Below are 14969 nucleotides of genomic sequence, written 5' to 3' on the forward strand. Positions count from 1 at the left end.
GCATACGAAGGAAACAGGGCGACGCTCGGATCAGTCACCGTTTCGGCTCCGTTGCTGCAGGCGGGGGTTGGCCCGGCCGGCGCGGCGGGGCATGGTGGCCCCGGTCACAGCGGAGACAGCATGCGCCAGGACCCGATCGCCCTTCGCCGCCGCCCCGGGCCGGCCGCCCTGCTCACGGCGGCCGCCCTGCTGCTCTCCGCGGCAGCGGCCATGGCCCAGCAGGGCACGCCCGGCCAGGCCGCCCCGCCCGCCGGCCAGGCGCCGCCGGCGCAGGTGGTGCCGCAGACCGGGCCGGAGTTCCTTCGGGCCGCGACCCTGGGCCGCCAGATCTTCGTCATCGACGGCGCCGCCGCCCTGGCCAGCGCCGCGCTGCGCCGAAACGGCATCGATCCGCAGGCCGGCGGCATCGTCGGCTGGGTGACCGAGCCGGCGGCGAACGGCATCCTGGTGCGCTTCGTGCGCCGGGGCGGCCGGGGGCCGGAGGCCGCCTACGACGTCACCGTCGATGCCGGCGGCGGCGCCCCCGCCCTCACCCGCCGCGACGGCGCGCCGCTGACGCCGGACCAGGCCGCCCAGTTCGCGGCGGAGGAGCTGGCGCTGGGGCGGCTCGACCAGCCCTGCTCCAAGACCTACCGGCCGGTCGCCTTCCGCGACCCCGGCAGCCGCAACTGGCGGGTCTACGCCCTGGCCACGGCGACCGACCCGGGCGTGTTCATGGTCGGCGGCCATTTCCGCTACCTGGTCAGCCCGGACGGCGGCCGCATCCTGTCCGGCGGCCGCCTGCCGCCGCCCTCCTGCCTGGCCGGCGAGCGCACGGCCGAGGGTCACCCGGCCGTTGCCTTCGCGGTGGCGGAGCCGGACTCGCCGATCCCGACCGAGCTGCACGTCTTCCTCAGCCTGCGCCAGGCCCTGCCGCTGATCGTCCTGACCGCGGACGGCAAGCGCTGGCTGGTCGGCAACGGCGCCATCGCCGCGGTGAAGGAGTAGGGGCGCCGTTACGCCGCCGCCTGCACCGCCGCGCCGCGGGCCCGGCGCGGCAGGGCCAGCGCCACCAGCCCGCCGAGGACGATGCCGAGCACGGAGAGATGGAAGGCCAGGCGGGTGCCGTCGGCGATCACGAGGCGCAGCGCCTCGCCCTCCTGCCCCGCGATCCCGGCATTGGCGATGGCGATCAGGATGGCGAGGCCGATCGCGTTGCCGATGTTGAGCGTGGTCGAGGCCATGCCGGAGGCGACGCCCTGCTCCTCCGCCGCGACGCCGGAGGCCGAGGCGATCCACATCCCGGTCCAGACGATGCCCTGGCCGATGCCGGAGACGACGAGGCCCGGCACCAGCGCGGCATAGCCGGCCGTGGTCTCGAGGCCGATCGCGACGGTGCCGACCACGCCGATGGCCGATCCGAGCAGGAGGGTGCTGCGCGTGGTCAGCCGCGTCGCCAGCCTTTCGCCGAGCTGGGTGCCGGCGGCGATGGCCAGCGACGGCACGATGAAGGCCAGGCCGGTCTCGAGCGCGCTGAAGCCCATCACGTCCTGGAACAGCACGGTCAGGAAATAGGGCAGCGCGCCGAAGCTGCCCATGTAGATGAAGGTGATCGACATGCCCGCGACCAGGCTGCGGTTGCGGAGCAGCCGCATCGGCATCAGCGGGTCGGCGCTGCGGGTCTCGATCAGCACGAAGACGGCCAGCAGGATCGCGGAAAGCACGGCGGCGGCGACGATCGGGGTCGCGCCCCAGCCCGTCTCCGGCCCCTGCACCAGGACATAGACCAGGAGGGTGACGCCGGCGGTGACGGTCAGGGCGCCGGGCAGGTCGAAGCTGCGGCGGGCGGCACGCGGCGGGTCGCGCGGGATCACCGCCAGGGCGGCGAGGGCGACGATCCCGGCCAGCGGGACATTGACGAAGAACACGGCGGACCAGCCGAAGCCGTCAGTCAGCACGCCACCGAGCAGGGATCCCAGCGTCAGCCCGCTGGCCCCGGCGCCGCCCCAGACCGCCAGCGCCCGGTTGCGCCGGGGCCCCTCCTCGAACAGGCGGTTGACCAGCGACAGCGTGGCCGGAAACAGGATCGCCCCGCCGATGCCCTGCACGGCGCGGGCGACGACGATCACGCCGGGGCTCCAGGCCAGCCCGCCGGCCAGCGACGAGGCGGCGTAGAGGACGAGGCCGAGCACGAACATCCGGCGCTGGCCCAAGAGGTCGGCGGCGCGGCCGCCGAACAGCAGGAAGCCGCCGCAGAACACGGTGTAGGCGCTGACCACCCATTGCAGCGACTGCTCGGAGAAGCCGAGGCCGGATCCGATCTCCGGCAGGGCGACGAACACGATGTTGAGGTCGAGCGCGAAGATCAGCTGGGCGAAGGCCAACACGGCCAGGCTCCAGCCGAGCGGGCGGTGGCCGCCGGCTGAGGCAGAAGCGGATGCGGGCATGGTCGGGGACTCCTCCGTCGGATTCGATTCGTCCGACTGTACGCAGATTATCGTACTGTTGAACAGTACTAGAATTTGCGTACCATCGAGACTGTGTCGCGACCCCGACTCGCCCGCTTGGAGGCCGATGGTTTGACTGTACGCGTATCGTTGCTTATCTATGCGGCATGATCACGCCGCAGCACCCCGAGCGCCACCAGATCCGGCTGGAGAACGTCCTGGCCGCGCTGGGCCATCCGATGCGGCTGAGCGTGATCCGCGTGCTGGCGCAGGGCGGCGAGCACGCCTGCGGCACGGTGCTGCAGGGCGTGTCGAAATCCACCCTCACCCATCACTGGCGGGTGCTGCGCGACAGCGGCGTGATCTGGCAGCGCCCCTCCGGTCGGGAAAACCTGCTGTCGCTGCGGCGCGAGGATCTCGACGCCCGCTTCCCCGGCCTGCTCGATGCGCTGATCGGTGCCGTCGGGGCGGACGCCGAAACCTCGGGGCGCCAAGCCTCGTCCGAAGCCGCCGGCGTCTAGGGCTTCAGATCCACCGCGGCCCGCAAGCTGCCATCCATGTAGAAAGGCACGGATTCGTGCTCGTGCACGATGGTCCAGCCCTCGGCAGTCCGGCGCAGGCCGAGGGTGAGGCGGAACCAGAGATCGACCGCCTCGCCGTCGGTCTTGGTGCCGCTCATCCGGGCGAAGCCGTGGCAGAAGGCGATGCCGCCGTCGGCCGTGATGTCGAGATTGTGGACTTCGTAGCCGATCGGCCCCTGCCAGGTGGCGAACCAAGCCTCCAGCCCCTCGGCCCCCGAGTCGATCGTCCGCAGCGGCGGCGCCAGGGAGTAGAGGACATAATCGGCGGCCTGGCAGGCGACGACGCCCTTGGCGTCCTTGCGGCGCAGTGCCGCCGCACGCTCCTCGATCAGGGCGCGGATCGGGGCTTCGCTGTCGTGCTGGCTGGTCATCTCTTCCTCCATCTGCATCCGGGATTCGGATGCCTGTCCAGAGGACGAAGCAGCGCCCATGCATCCGACAGGGCCGGAACGATGTCCGAAACGGAAAGCCGGCGGAAAGGCGCGCCCTCCCGCCGGCGTATCGCCGAACGGCTCCTACGATTTGGCGGGCGCGTTCATTGCCCAGGCGATGCCGAATGGGTCTTTTCAGCCGGCCGCTTCCAAAGCCGCTGTCGTTTAGGGCCTCAGGTCCACCGCGGCCCGCAGGCTGCCGTCCATGTAGAAGGGGACGGATTCGTGCTCGTGCACGATGGTCCAGCCGTCGGCGGCCCGGCGCAGGCCGAGGGTGAGGCGGAACCAGAGATCGACCGTCTCGCCGTCGGTCTTGGTGCCGCTCATCCGGGCGAAGCCGCGGCAGAAGGCGACGTCGCCGCCAGCCGCGATGTCGAGGTCGCGGACCTCGTAGCCGATCGGCCCGTCCCAGGTGGCGAACCAGCCATCCACGTCCTCGACGCTCGCCTGGTCGGCTGCCAGCGGCGACCCCATGGAGTACAGGGAGAACAGGGCGTAGTCCGCGGCCTGGCGGGCGACGAAGCCCTCGGCGTCCTTGCGGCGCAGCGCCGCCGCGCGCTCCTCGATCAGGGCGCGAATCTCGGCTTCGCTGTCATGCTGGCTGGTCATCTCTTCCTCCATGCGCATAACGGAAAGCCGGCGGAACGGCGCGTGCCCTCTCGCCGGCGTCTCGCCGAACGGCTCCTACGACTTGACCGGTGCGTTCATCGCCCAGGCGATGCCGAACGGGTCCTTCAGCCGGCCCCAACGGTCGCCCCAGAACATCACATCCAGCGGCACCTCGATCGTGCAGCCGGCATCGACCGCCCGCTGCCACCAGGCGTCGATCTCGTCCGCCTTGAGGATCAGCTGCAGGGTGAAGGCCTGCGGCTGCTCGAACCCAAACCCATGCTCCGGATAGAAGTCGGAGATCATCAGCGAGCTGCCGTTGACATGGGCATGGACATGCATGGTCCGGCCCTTCTCGTCGGGCGGCACCGAATAGACCGTCTTCGCGCCGAAGGCCTTCTCGTAGAACTCGGCGGCCTTCAGCGCCCCTTCGACGTTCACATAGGCGACCAAGCCGCCGAGGACCGGGGGAGCCGCGTGATCTGTCGTCTGAGCCATGATGTCCTCCTGATTGCCGATTCGCGCCGCGGCGGATGCTGCGGGCCTGCCTCAAGGACGGACGGGCCGGAGCGGCGCCGACACGGCCCCGAAACTTTTTCCGGCTTCAGCGGGCCTCGGCCGTCCCGTCCTGCTGCAGCCGGTCGAGATGCAGCCGGATATGCGCCGCCTCCGCCGCGGTGTTGGCCAGCGCGATGGCCTGGTTGAAGGCGGTGCGCGCCTCCCCGAACCGGCCGAGCTGCTGCAGCAGCGCGCCCCTGACCCCGAAGAAGTAGAAATAGCCGGACAGCCGCCCCGCCAGCGGCTCGATCATCTCCAGCGCCGCCTGCGGGCCGTGCAGCTTGGCCACGGCGACCGCGCGGTTGAGCGTGACCACGGGCGAGGGCTGCAGCCGCTCGAGCGTGGCGTAGAGCATGTCGATCTGCGCCCAGTCGGTGTCCTGCGGCCGCGCCGCGCGGGCGTGCAGCGCCGCGATCGCCGCCTGCACCTGGTAGGGGCCGGGCCGGCGGTGGCGGATCGCCTTGTCGATCAGCGCCAGCCCCTCGGCGATCATGGCGCGGTTCCACAGGCCGCGGTCCTGGTCCTCCAGCAGCACGATGCAGCCGTCGGCGTCGAACCGCGCCGGCGCGCGGGCGTGCTGCAGCAGCAGGAGGGCGGTCAGGCCCATGATCTCCGGCTCGGCCGGGAACAGCCGCAGCAGCAGCCGGGCCAGGCGGATCGCCTCGTCGCACAGCGGCGCGCGCAGCGGCGCCTCCTCGCTGTTGGCGGCGGAGTAGCCCTCGTTGAAGACCAGGTAGATCATCGCGGCGACGGCGGCCAGCCGCTCCGCCCGCTCCACGGCGCCCGGGGTCTCGAACGGCACGCCGGCATTCGCGACCTTGGCCTTGGCGCGGGTGATGCGCTGCTCCATCGCGCTTTCGCCGACCAGGAAGGCGCGGGCGATCTGCCTGACCGAGAGGCCGGAGACGATGCGCAGCGCCAGAGCGATCTGCTGCGTCGCCGGCAGGTCGGGATGGCAGCAGATGAACAGGAGCCGCAGGATGTCGTCGCGGTACTCGGCGCCGTCCAGCCGCTCGGCCAGGTCGCTTTCGGCGTCGTCGAGGTCGGACAGCACCTCGTCCGGCGGCAGCGGCTCGTGCTTGCGGCCGCGGCGCACGCCGTCGAGCGCGGCGTTGCGGCCGACGAAGATCAGCCAGGCCGCCGGGTCGCGCGGCGGCCCCTTCTGCGGCCAGGTCTTCAGCGCCCGGAGACAGGCCTCCTGAAACGCCTCCTCCGCCGTGTCCAGGTCCCGGAAATAGCGCAGCAGCGCACCGAGCGCCTGGGGGCGGGCAGAGGCGAAGGCCGCGTCGATCCAGGCGATGTCGTTCATGATCCGGCTGTCCCAGGCTTGAAGATGCGGATCGGGCGGATCTCGTAGGATCCCCCGGGATTGGCACGCGCGAGGTCGCGCACGATGTCCAGCACCTCGTCCAGCGAGGCGCAGTCGAAGGTGTAGAAGCCCAGAAGCTGCTCCTTCGTCTCGGCGAAGGGGCCGTCGATCACCACCGGCTCGCCCGCGCCGGAGCGCAGGGTGGTGGCGGCGGTGGTCGGCAGCAGCCGGGCCACGGGCCCGATCTTGCCCTGCTTGGCCAGCGGCTCCTGCACCGCGGCCAGCCGGGCCATGACGGCGTCGTCTTCGGCCTTGCTCCAGGCCTCGGTCACGGCTTCGTTGTGGTAGCAGAGGACGGCATACAGCATCCGGGCGTTTCCTTCTTCCTCCCGAGGACGACGGAGTATGCCCGGAGCCGACACGGCCGGCAAAAAATGCGGCGGCGGCCCGGTCAGCCCCCGTCCAGTTCCGCCAGCGCCATCTCCGCCACCGCCAGGTCGATCGCCGGGCGGTCGCCGTCGTCGAGGCTCCAGACGGCGGACAGGCCGGCGGCGGCCAGCACCCAGCGCAGCACCCGGCCGCGCTCCATCCCCGCCGCCTCGGCCACCACCGTCGCCCGCCGGGCCAGGCGGCCCGGCTGCGTCGCCACGGCCTGGTCCGGTTCGGCGAGGGCAGGCGCGCCGGGAAAGCCCATGTCGGGATTGGTGAAGATGCTGCCGAGATCGTAGCCGCGGTCGCCGACCAGGTGCCGGGGGTCGATCGCCAGCCAGCCGCGCGGGCCGAAATCCAGCACGTTGTCATGATGCAGGTCGCCATGCAGGGTGACGACGTCCCGCCGCTCCGCCAGCAGCTCGCGGGCGACGGCGGCGGCGCGGGCCACGACGCCGCCATGGCGGTCGCCGCCCCGGGTCAGCGGTTCGAACCACGCCTCCAGCGGCAGCAGGCCTTCGGGCAGCGGCCGGCCGCGTGGCGCGTGCAGCCGGGCCGCGGCGTCGCAGAGGATGCGGCAGGCCTCGTCGTCCTGCCCCTGACGCGACATGGCGGTGAGCGAGGCGGGACCGGTGGCGCGTTCCAGCAGCAGCGTGTCGCCGTGCTGGGCCAGCACCATCGCCGCGCCCTCCCCGGTCCAGTACTGCATCAGCAGGCAGCCCAGCTTCTCGTCCTCGTTGACCGGCTGCTTGATGATGGCCGGCAGGTCGCCGCAGCGCACCGCCAGCAGCCGGCTGCCATGGGTGACGATCGGCTCGCCGTCCGGCACGAGGCCCCAGCGGGCCAGATCTTCGTCGAACATGGCTACAGCAGCGTTCCCTGCTCCGGCTTCGGGTCGGCGGCACGGGCAGGCCGGGACGGCTTGCTGCCGCCGATCACCGCCGGCGCCTCGCCATCCTGGAAGCGGATCGACACGGCCCGGCCGGGCGTCGCCTCCTGCGCCGAGCCGAGGGCGTGGCCAGTCGCCGGATCCAGCACCAGGGCATAGCCGCGGCGCAGCACGTCGACATAGGAGTAGCTTTCCAGCAGCCGGCCGGCGGCCGCCAGCCGGGCCGCGCGGTCGGCCAGGGCGCGCTGCACCGGCTCCGGCCCGAAGCGGCCGGACAGGGCCTGGAACCGCTCGGCCGGGCGATGGGCCAGGCGGGTGCCACAGGCGGTCAGGCGGTCGCCCAGCTGGACGATATGCCGCGCCGTTTCCGCCACCTGGCGGCGCGGATGCGGCAGCCGGGCGCCGAGCTCGGCCAGCCAGGCGCGGCACCGCTCGATCCGGCCGAGCGCGGCCCGGTCCAGCCGCTCGCCGCGGTCGTCCAGCCGCTGCATCGCCGTCTCGATCAGCCGGGCCGGATCGCCCAGGCCGCGGCGCAGCGCATCGAGCCGGGTGCGGCGCTCGCCGAACAGCCGGGCGGTGCCGGCTTCGAGGCGGCGGGCGCAGTCCAGCACCCGGCCCAGCAGCTCGGCCCGGACCGGCACCGCCATCTCCGCCGCCGCGGTCGGGGTCGGGGCGCGGCGGTCGGCGGCGAAGTCGATCAGCGTGGTGTCGGTCTCGTGCCCGACGGCGGAGATCAGCGGAATGGCGCTGGCTGCGGCGGCGCGCACCACGATCTCCTCGTTGAACGGCATCAGGTCTTCCAGGCTGCCGCCGCCGCGGGCGACGATCAGCAGGTCCGGCCGCGGGACCGGGCCGCCCTTCGGCAGGGCGTTGAAGCCCTCGATCGCCGCCGCCACCTGCCCCGCCGCCGTGTCGCCCTGCACCGCCACCGGCCAGACCAGGACATGGCGCGGGAAGCGGTCGGACAGGCGGTGCAGGATGTCGCGGATCACCGCGCCGGTCGGCGAGGTGACGACGCCGATCACCCGAGGCAGGAAGGGCAGCGCCCGCTTGCGCGCGGCCTCGAACAGCCCTTCGGCGGCGAGGCGGCGGCGGCGCTCCTCCAGCATCTTGAGGATGGCGCCCTCGCCCGCCAGCTCCATCTGCTCGATCACCATCTGGTACTGCGAGCGCGAGCCGTAGATGGTGAGCCGGCCGGTGCAGACCACCTCCATCCCCTGCTCCGGCCGCACCATCAGGCGCGGCAGCTGGCCCTTCCAGATCACCGATTCGAGGGTGCAGCTGTCGTCCTTGAGCGTCAGGTACACGTGGCCGGAGCGCGGCACCGTGACCTTGCCGATCTCGGCGCGCACGCGGACCAGGCCGAACTCGCCCTCGATCGTGCGTTTCAGCGCGCCGGTCAGCTCGGCGATGGTGAATTCCGGCAGGTTGGAGCCGGGGCGGGGGGTATTCGCGTTTTGCTCGGTCATCGGCCCGGTGTTCGTGCTAAACCGCGGCCACCCTAGCAAGAGATCGGGTCTGGTTTCATGCGCATCCTTCTGGTCGGCGGCGGCGGCCGCGAACATGCCCTGGCCTGGGCGATCGCCGCCTCCCCCCTCTGCGACACCCTCTACTGCGCGCCCGGCAATGCCGGCATCGCCCAGGAGGCGACCTGCGTGCCGACCGCGGCCGAGGATGTGGACGGGCTGGTGACCTTCGCGCAGGAGAACGCGATCGACTTCGTCGTGGTCGGACCGGAGGCGCCGCTGGTGGCGGGCCTCGTCGACCGGCTGACCGAGGCCGGGATCAAGGCCTTCGGGCCCACCGCCGCCGCGGCGGCGCTGGAGGGGTCGAAGGGCTTCACCAAGGACCTCTGCGCCAAATACGGCATCCCGACCGCCCGCTACTGCCGCTTCACCGACGCGGCCGAGGCCAAGGCCTACATCGCCGCCGAGGGCGCGCCGATCGTGGTCAAGGCCGACGGCCTGGCCGCCGGCAAGGGCGTGGTGGTGGCCGGGACGGTCGAGGAGGCGCAGGCCGCGGTCGACGCGATGCTGACCGAGGGCGGCTTCGGCGCCGCCGGCGCCTCGATCGTGGTCGAGGAGTGCCTGATCGGGCCGGAGCTGAGCTTCTTCGCCCTGTGCGACGGCGAGACCGCGCTGCCGCTGGCCACCGCCCGCGACCACAAGCGCGCCTTCGACCACGACCAGGGCCCGAACACCGGCGGCATGGGCGCCGTCTCGCCGCACCCGCTGGCGACGCCGGAGCTCGAGGCCCGGATCATGGCCGAGATCGTGCAGCCGACCCTCAAGGCCATGGAGGCCGAGGGCACGCCGTTCCGCGGCATCCTGTTCGCCGGGCTGATGCTGACCGAGCGCGGGCCGCAGCTGATCGAGCACAATGTCCGCTTCGGCGATCCGGAATGCGAGACGCTGCTGCCGCGGCTGAACTCGGACCTGCTGACCGCCCTGATCGCCGCGGCCGATGGCGAGCTGCGCCACCTGACGCTGCGCTGGCGGCCGGAGGCGGCGGTGACGGTGGTGATGGCGGCGAAAGGCTATCCGGGCAGCTACAAGAAGGGCAGCCCGATCCGGGCGCTGGACCAGGCGGGGCAGGTGCCGGGCACCATCGTGTTCCACGCGGGCACGAAGGCCGAGACGGACGGCAGCGTCACCGCCCAGGGCGGCCGGGTGCTGGCGGTGACGGCGCTGGGGGCCGACATCGCCGAGGCCCGGTTGCGGGCCTACCAGGCCGTCGACCGCATCGACTGGCCCGAGGGGTTCTGCCGGCGGGACATCGCCGTGTGACCCAGTTTTGAAACCCGCGGCCGGATCGGCGTAGACTGCCCGGATGAGCAAGGCTTTCACCAAAGAGACCGACACCGAGGAGGAGCTGGACGATGCGCCGGCGCCCCTGCCCGCAGGGTCGAAGAACTACATCACGCCGGAGGGCTTCCAGCGGCTGCAGGACGAGCTGAAGCAGCTGTGGCGGGTCGAGCGGCCGAAGGTGGTCGAGGTGGTGTCCTGGGCCGCCGGCAACGGCGACCGGTCGGAGAACGGCGACTACATCTACGGCAAGAAGCGGCTGCGCGAGATCGACCGCCGGGTGCGGTTCCTGACCAAGCGGCTGGAGATCGCCGAGGTGGTCGACCCGGCGCGCCAGACCAACCGCGACCGGGTCTATTTCGGCGCCACCGTCACCTATGTCGACGGCCAGGACCGCGAGCGCACCGTGCGCATCGTCGGCATCGACGAGACCCGGCCGGAAGAGGGCGAGATCAGCTGGATCTCCCCCCTCGCCCGGGCCCTGATGCGGGCGCAGGAAGGCGACGTGGTCGAGGTCCGCACCCCGGCCGGGATCGAGACCGCGGAGGTCATAGAGATCCGCTACGGGAACGGCTGAGGCAGGCGCGATCCGAGAGGCCGGGGCCGCCCCCTCACCCGAAATCGCTACGCGATTTCGACCTCTCCCCAAGGAGAGGTGAAGGGCCTGCGATACCTGTTTCCCTCTCCTCGGGGAGAGGGAGGGGCCCATTCGCGTTGGCGAATGGGAGGGTGAGGGGGAGAGCCGATGCCGCCCATCACACCGCGCTCGCCGCCACCCACAGCGCGGCCAGCGCCTCGATCCCGGCCTGGTCCTCGGCGTCGAAGCGGTTGGGCAGCGGGCTGTCGAGGTCGAGCACGCCGATCACCCGGCCGTCCCGCAGCAGCGGCACCACCAGCTCGGACCGCGAGGCGGCGTCGCAAGCGATGTGGCCGGGGAAGGCGTGCACATCGGGCACCAGCACCGATTGCCGCCGCTCCGCCGCCGTGCCGCAGACGCCGCGGCCGAGCGGGATGCGGATGCAGGCCGGCTTGCCCTGGAACGGCCCGAGCACCAGCTCGCCGCCGCGCATCAGGTAGAAGCCGGCCCAGTTCAGGTCCGGCAGGCCGTGGAAGATCAGGGCCGAGAGGTTGGCGGCGTTGGCGATGGCGTCGGTCTCGCCGTGGAACAGCCCCTCCGCCTGGGAGAGCAGGTCGCGATAGGCTTCCGCCTTCGGCAGGGACGGGTCGGGGCGGGCGGTCTGGAACATCGGTCAGGCCTTGGTGTCGGGTCGCCTGGAAGATAGGCGTGGCAACCGGCCGCGGAAAGACTCAGAGGGCGTCGACCATCGCCCGGACCGCGTGGATCTTCTCCTCGTCGCGCTTGTAGAAGGTCCACTGCTTGATCCGCTTCGGCACCACCAGGCCGGACTGGACCAGGACGCGCATGTGCTCGCTCAAGGTCGGCTGGCTGATGCCGAGCTTGTCGGCGATGAACAGACCGCAGACCCCGTCCTCGACCAGGTCGCCGTCGACCTGCGGCGGGAAATGCGCGCGCGGATCCTTCAGCCATTCCAGGATCTGCAGGCGACGCTCATTGGCCAGGGCGCGGAAGAGATTGGCTGGATACATTTCGGCACTTTGCCAAAGGGCAAAGTCCTGTCAAGACTCGGGGCGTTCAGTCGACAGGAGGACGCCGTGCGCCGCTTCGCCTTCGAGACCGTGGACGTGTTCACCGACCGCCGCTTCGGCGGCAACCAGCTGGCGGTGTTCCCGGATGCGCGCGGCCTGTCGGACGGCGAGATGCAGTCGCTGGCCGCCGAGTTCAACCTGAGCGAGACGACCTTCGTGCTGCCGCCGGAGGACCCGGCGCACACGGCGCGGGTGCGGATCTTCAACCGCACCTACGAGATGCCCTTCGCCGGCCACCCCAATGTCGGCACCGGCTGCGTCCTGGCCCGGCACGGGCTGGACCGCGACGGCGTGCTGCTGTTCGAGGAGCTGTCCGGCCTGGTCGAGGTGCGGGTCGAGCGCGACTCGGCCGGGGCCGTGACCGGAGCCGTGATCGCCGCGCCGCAGCCGCTGTCGACGCTGATGGAGTTGCCGGCCGAGGCGATCGCCGCCTGCGCCGGCCTGTCGGCGTCCGATGTCATCCCCCGGGCACACCAGCCGGTGCTGGCCTCGGTCGGCATCCCCTTCGTGCTGGCGGAGGTGACCAACGAGGCCCTGACCCGCGCCACCCCGGACGTCGCCGCCTTCCGCCGCACCCAGGAGCAGTTCCCGAAGGTGGAGCGGCGCCTGTCGCTGCACCTCTATGCCCGCGACCCGGCCGCGCCGGACATCGCGGCGCCGGGCGGCGCCCGCCTCCGCGCCCGCATGTTCGCGCCGCTGTCCGGCACCTATGAGGACCCGGCGACCGGCAGCGCCAACGCCACGCTCGGCGCCCTGCTGCTGTCGCTCTCCGGCGCCGATGCCGGGCAGGCCGAGATCGTCCAGGGCGTGGAGATGGGCCGCCCAAGCCTGCTGCGCGTCGCCGCCCGCCGCGCCGAGGACGGCATCCGCTCCACCGTCGGCGGCGGCTGCATCCCGGTGCTGAAGGGCGAGGCGCAGGTCTAGGGGCCAGTCAACGGACGAAGTCGCCCCGGACGGGCGAGGTCGGATCGTCGAGCTCCTCGAGGAACTTCGCCCGGATCTTCGCCAGGGCGTCCGGATGCTGTCCCGGCGCGTGCAGATCGAGCGCCCGCACCACATGCCGGGCAGTGTCGGCCAGGATGGTGCCCCAGGCTTTCTCTTCCTCCCAGGGAGTGTCCTCGTAGAGTCCGAACTTTAGGGCACAATGCAGACCCTCTTCCGCAATCCAGACGCGCAGCATCTCGGTCGATTTGGGATCCCGCTTGGCGGCATCCGGAATTCTCAGTTCCTTCACTTTCTCCTCCCCTTTGTACCGAGTCCTACCGCCGCGCCCGGAAGAACGCCCGCAGCAGTTCGCCCGCCTCCTCCCCGCCCGGCGCCTGTTCCACTTGCGGACGGTGGTGGCAGGTCTTCTGCTCGAAGAAGCGCGGACCGTGCAACACCGCGCCGCCCTTGGGGTCCTGGGCCGCGAACACCACCCGACGGATGCGGGCGAAGGAGATGGCGCCGGCGCACAGCGCGCAGGGCTCGAGCGTGACGTAGAGGTCGCAGTCCGGCAGCCGCGGCCGGCCGCGCAGCCGCCCGGCCTCGCGGATCGCCAGAACCTCGGCGTGTGCGGTCGGGTCCGCCAGCTCCTCCACCCGATTGCCGGCCCGGGCCAGCACCCGGCCGGTCGCGGCCTCGACCAGCACCGCGCCGACCGGCACCTCGCCGCGCGCGGCCGCCGCCGCCGCCTCATCCAGCGCCAGGCGCATGTATGCGTCGGCCGGGTCGGCGGCCGGATCGAGGGCGGACGGGGCTGGCGGTTCCACGGGCACGGGTCGGATCCTTGCGTTTCGCGCTAACCCTGGCCGGGCGCTTCGCGCTAGACAAGGGCGATGAGCAAGACCGACGACAAGACCCCGAAGCCCAAGCCGAAAGCGACCTTCAAGGACGGCGCCGAGAAGGAGGGCGAGCGCGTCGCCAAGGTGCTGGCGCGCGCCGGGATGTGCTCGCGCCGCGAGGCGGAGCGCTGGATCGCCGAGGGCCGCGTGGCGCTGGACGGCAAGGTGCTGGATACCCCGGCCGTGGTCGTGCCGCCCGGGGCCGTCCTGACCGTCGACGGCCAGCCGGTGCCGGAGGCCGAGCGCACCCGGCTGTGGCGCTATCACAAGCCGGCTGGCTTGGTCACCACCCGGTCCGACCCGCAGGGCCGCCAGACCGTGTTCGACAACCTGCCGGAAGGGCTGCCGCGCGTTGTCTCGATCGGCCGGCTGGACCTGAACAGCGAGGGCCTGCTGCTGCTGACCAATGACGGCGAGCTGTCGCGCCGGCTGGAGCTGCCGTCGACCGGCTGGCCGCGGCGCTACCGCGTGCGGGTGCACGGCACGCCGGACCCGGTGAAGCTGGCCGGGCTGGCCAAGGGCATCACCGTCTCCGGCGTCCATTACGGCCCGATCGAGGCGGCGCTGGACAAGGTGCAGGGCAGCAACGCCTGGCTGACGGTCACCCTGCGCGAGGGCAAGAACCGTGAGGTGCGCAAGGTGATGGAGGCGATCGGCCTGAACGTGAACCGGCTGATCCGCATCGCCTACGGGCCCTTCCAGCTGGGCACGCTGGAGAAGGGCGAGGCCGAGGAGGTCAAGGCCTCGGTGCTGCGCGACCAGCTGGGCCGCTGGCTGGAGACCCGCGAGGAGGAGCCGAAGCGCAAGCCGGCGAGCAAGCCCGCGAACGCCCCCGCAAGCCGCCATGCCGCTGCGCCTCGTCGCCGGCCGGCATAAGGGCCGCGTCCTCGCCGCCCCGCCGGACCGCGCCACCCGACCGACGAGCGACCGGGTGCGCGAGGCGGTGTTCAACATCCTGGCCCATGCCGGCTACGGCCCCGACGAGGGCGACGCGGTGGCGGAGGCCGTGGTCCTGGACGCCTTCGCCGGCAGCGGGGCGCTGGCCTTCGAGGCGCTGTCGCGCGGCGCCGCCGAGGCCTGGCTGTTCGACAGCTCGGCCGCGGCGCTGGGCTTCGCCCGCAGGAACGCCGAGGCGCTGAACGAGGCGGCGCGCGCCCATGTCCTGCGCGCAGACGCGCTGAAACCGCCGCCGGCGCGGGCGCATGCCACCCTGCTGTTCCTCGACCCGCCCTACCGCCAGGGGCTGGTCGGCCCGGCGATCAAGGCGCTGTCCGCCGCCGGATGGCTGGCGCCCGGCTGCCTGGTGGTGGCCGAGACCGCGGCCGACGAGCCGGCGGTGCCCGGGCTCGACCTGCTGGACGAGCGTCGCTACGGGATCGCCCGCATCAGCTTCGGACGGGTGGCGGGATAGGCCGGCGCCGCCCCCTCACCCTCCCGTTCGC

Annotated in this window: 19 protein-coding genes; 7 read left to right on the forward strand and 12 right to left on the reverse strand. The window is 72.2% G+C overall.

Annotated elements, in window-relative coordinates; genetic code table 11:
- The first annotated feature begins 120 nt into the window (after positions 1-120).
- On the forward strand, positions 121-987 hold the full coding sequence (locus G537_RS0105685; RefSeq protein ID WP_026869276.1) for a Rossmann-fold NAD(P)-binding domain-containing protein: 867 nt from the start codon (positions 121-123) through the stop codon (positions 985-987).
- 8 nt (positions 988-995) lie between these two features.
- Here the strand turns inward: G537_RS0105685 and G537_RS0105690 are convergent, their stop codons facing one another.
- Entirely contained in the window at positions 996-2426 is a 1431-nt protein-coding gene (locus G537_RS0105690; RefSeq protein ID WP_026869277.1) for an MFS transporter, read from the reverse strand.
- Positions 2427-2593: 167 nt separating this feature from the next.
- Here G537_RS0105690 and G537_RS0105695 point away from each other — a divergent pair, with 167 nt between their 5' ends.
- On the forward strand, positions 2594-2947 hold the full coding sequence (locus G537_RS0105695; protein ID WP_034850686.1) for an ArsR/SmtB family transcription factor: 354 nt from the start codon (positions 2594-2596) through the stop codon (positions 2945-2947).
- Here the strand turns inward: G537_RS0105695 and G537_RS0105700 are convergent.
- The 7 genes from G537_RS0105700 to xseA all read right to left on the reverse strand — a co-directional run bounded on the left by G537_RS0105700 (position 2944) and on the right by xseA (position 8701).
- Positions 2944-3378, reverse strand: a complete 435-nt coding sequence (locus tag G537_RS0105700; RefSeq protein ID WP_026869279.1) for a YybH family protein — start codon at positions 3376-3378, stop codon at positions 2944-2946. The genes G537_RS0105695 and G537_RS0105700 overlap by 4 nt on opposite strands.
- Positions 3379-3603: 225 nt before the next feature.
- The gene (locus G537_RS0105705) at positions 3604-4047 is read right to left on the reverse strand and encodes a YybH family protein (RefSeq protein WP_026869280.1); all 444 of its coding nucleotides are present in this window, start codon (positions 4045-4047) and stop codon (positions 3604-3606) included.
- Between the two features lie 75 nt (positions 4048-4122).
- Positions 4123-4545: a VOC family protein gene (locus G537_RS0105710; protein WP_026869281.1), complete on the reverse strand. Its 423-nt coding sequence runs from the start codon at positions 4543-4545 to the stop codon at positions 4123-4125.
- 106 nt (positions 4546-4651) lie between these two features.
- Positions 4652-5914, reverse strand: coding sequence for an RNA polymerase sigma factor (locus G537_RS0105715; RefSeq protein WP_026869282.1), 1263 nt, complete (start codon positions 5912-5914; stop codon positions 4652-4654).
- Complete coding sequence (locus G537_RS0105720; RefSeq protein ID WP_026869283.1) at positions 5911-6282, reverse strand: YciI family protein; 372 nt, start codon at positions 6280-6282, stop codon at positions 5911-5913. Before G537_RS0105720 ends, G537_RS0105715 begins: the two co-directional genes overlap by 4 nt.
- A gap of 83 nt (positions 6283-6365) precedes the next feature.
- Complete coding sequence (locus G537_RS0105725) at positions 6366-7205, reverse strand: aminoglycoside phosphotransferase family protein (RefSeq protein ID WP_026869284.1); 840 nt, start codon at positions 7203-7205, stop codon at positions 6366-6368.
- Positions 7206-7207: 2 nt separating this feature from the next.
- Positions 7208-8701: an exodeoxyribonuclease VII large subunit gene (gene xseA, locus G537_RS0105730; protein ID WP_026869285.1), complete on the reverse strand. Its 1494-nt coding sequence runs from the start codon at positions 8699-8701 to the stop codon at positions 7208-7210.
- 57 nt (positions 8702-8758) lie between these two features.
- Here xseA and purD point away from each other — a divergent pair, with 57 nt between their 5' ends.
- Together purD and greB are read left to right on the forward strand one after the other, a co-directional pair.
- Positions 8759-10018 carry a phosphoribosylamine--glycine ligase gene (gene purD / locus G537_RS0105735; RefSeq protein WP_026869286.1) on the forward strand — a complete coding sequence of 420 codons (1260 nt, stop codon included), beginning with the start codon at positions 8759-8761 and terminating at the stop codon, positions 10016-10018.
- 43 nt (positions 10019-10061) lie between these two features.
- Positions 10062-10613 (forward strand): transcription elongation factor GreB, encoded by a 552-nt coding sequence (greB, locus tag G537_RS0105740; RefSeq protein WP_026869287.1) that lies wholly within the window; start codon positions 10062-10064, stop codon positions 10611-10613.
- A gap of 178 nt (positions 10614-10791) precedes the next feature.
- On the opposite strand, the gene G537_RS0105745 is transcribed toward greB, so the two are convergent.
- Entirely contained in the window at positions 10792-11283 is a 492-nt protein-coding gene (locus tag G537_RS0105745; RefSeq protein WP_026869288.1) for a GAF domain-containing protein, read from the reverse strand.
- Between the two features lie 61 nt (positions 11284-11344).
- Positions 11345-11644, reverse strand: coding sequence for an ArsR/SmtB family transcription factor (locus tag G537_RS0105750; protein WP_026869289.1), 300 nt, complete (start codon positions 11642-11644; stop codon positions 11345-11347).
- A gap of 66 nt (positions 11645-11710) precedes the next feature.
- Between G537_RS0105750 and G537_RS0105755 the strand changes: the two genes are divergently transcribed.
- Entirely contained in the window at positions 11711-12628 is a 918-nt protein-coding gene (locus G537_RS0105755) for a PhzF family phenazine biosynthesis protein (protein ID WP_026869290.1), read from the forward strand.
- Between the two features lie 7 nt (positions 12629-12635).
- Here G537_RS0105755 and G537_RS0105760 read toward each other — a convergent pair whose 3' ends face one another.
- Complete coding sequence (locus G537_RS0105760; RefSeq protein WP_026869291.1) at positions 12636-12938, reverse strand: DUF5076 domain-containing protein; 303 nt, start codon at positions 12936-12938, stop codon at positions 12636-12638.
- Positions 12939-12963: 25 nt separating this feature from the next.
- Positions 12964-13398 carry a nucleoside deaminase gene (locus tag G537_RS0105765; RefSeq protein WP_026869292.1) on the reverse strand — a complete coding sequence of 145 codons (435 nt, stop codon included), beginning with the start codon at positions 13396-13398 and terminating at the stop codon, positions 12964-12966.
- A 123-nt stretch (positions 13399-13521) separates the two neighbouring features.
- On the opposite strand from G537_RS0105765, the gene G537_RS36640 reads away from it, so the two are divergent.
- Together G537_RS36640 and rsmD are read left to right on the forward strand one after the other, a co-directional pair.
- Positions 13522-14403 carry a pseudouridine synthase gene (locus G537_RS36640; RefSeq protein WP_051247955.1) on the forward strand — a complete coding sequence of 294 codons (882 nt, stop codon included), beginning with the start codon at positions 13522-13524 and terminating at the stop codon, positions 14401-14403.
- Complete coding sequence (gene rsmD / locus G537_RS0105775; protein WP_081688603.1) at positions 14372-14938, forward strand: 16S rRNA (guanine(966)-N(2))-methyltransferase RsmD; 567 nt, start codon at positions 14372-14374, stop codon at positions 14936-14938. Before G537_RS36640 ends, rsmD begins: the two co-directional genes overlap by 32 nt.
- Positions 14939-14969 lie beyond the last annotated feature (31 nt).

The organism is Inquilinus limosus DSM 16000, from assembly GCF_000423185.1.
GTDB classification, from domain to species: domain Bacteria; phylum Pseudomonadota; class Alphaproteobacteria; order DSM-16000; family Inquilinaceae; genus Inquilinus; species Inquilinus limosus.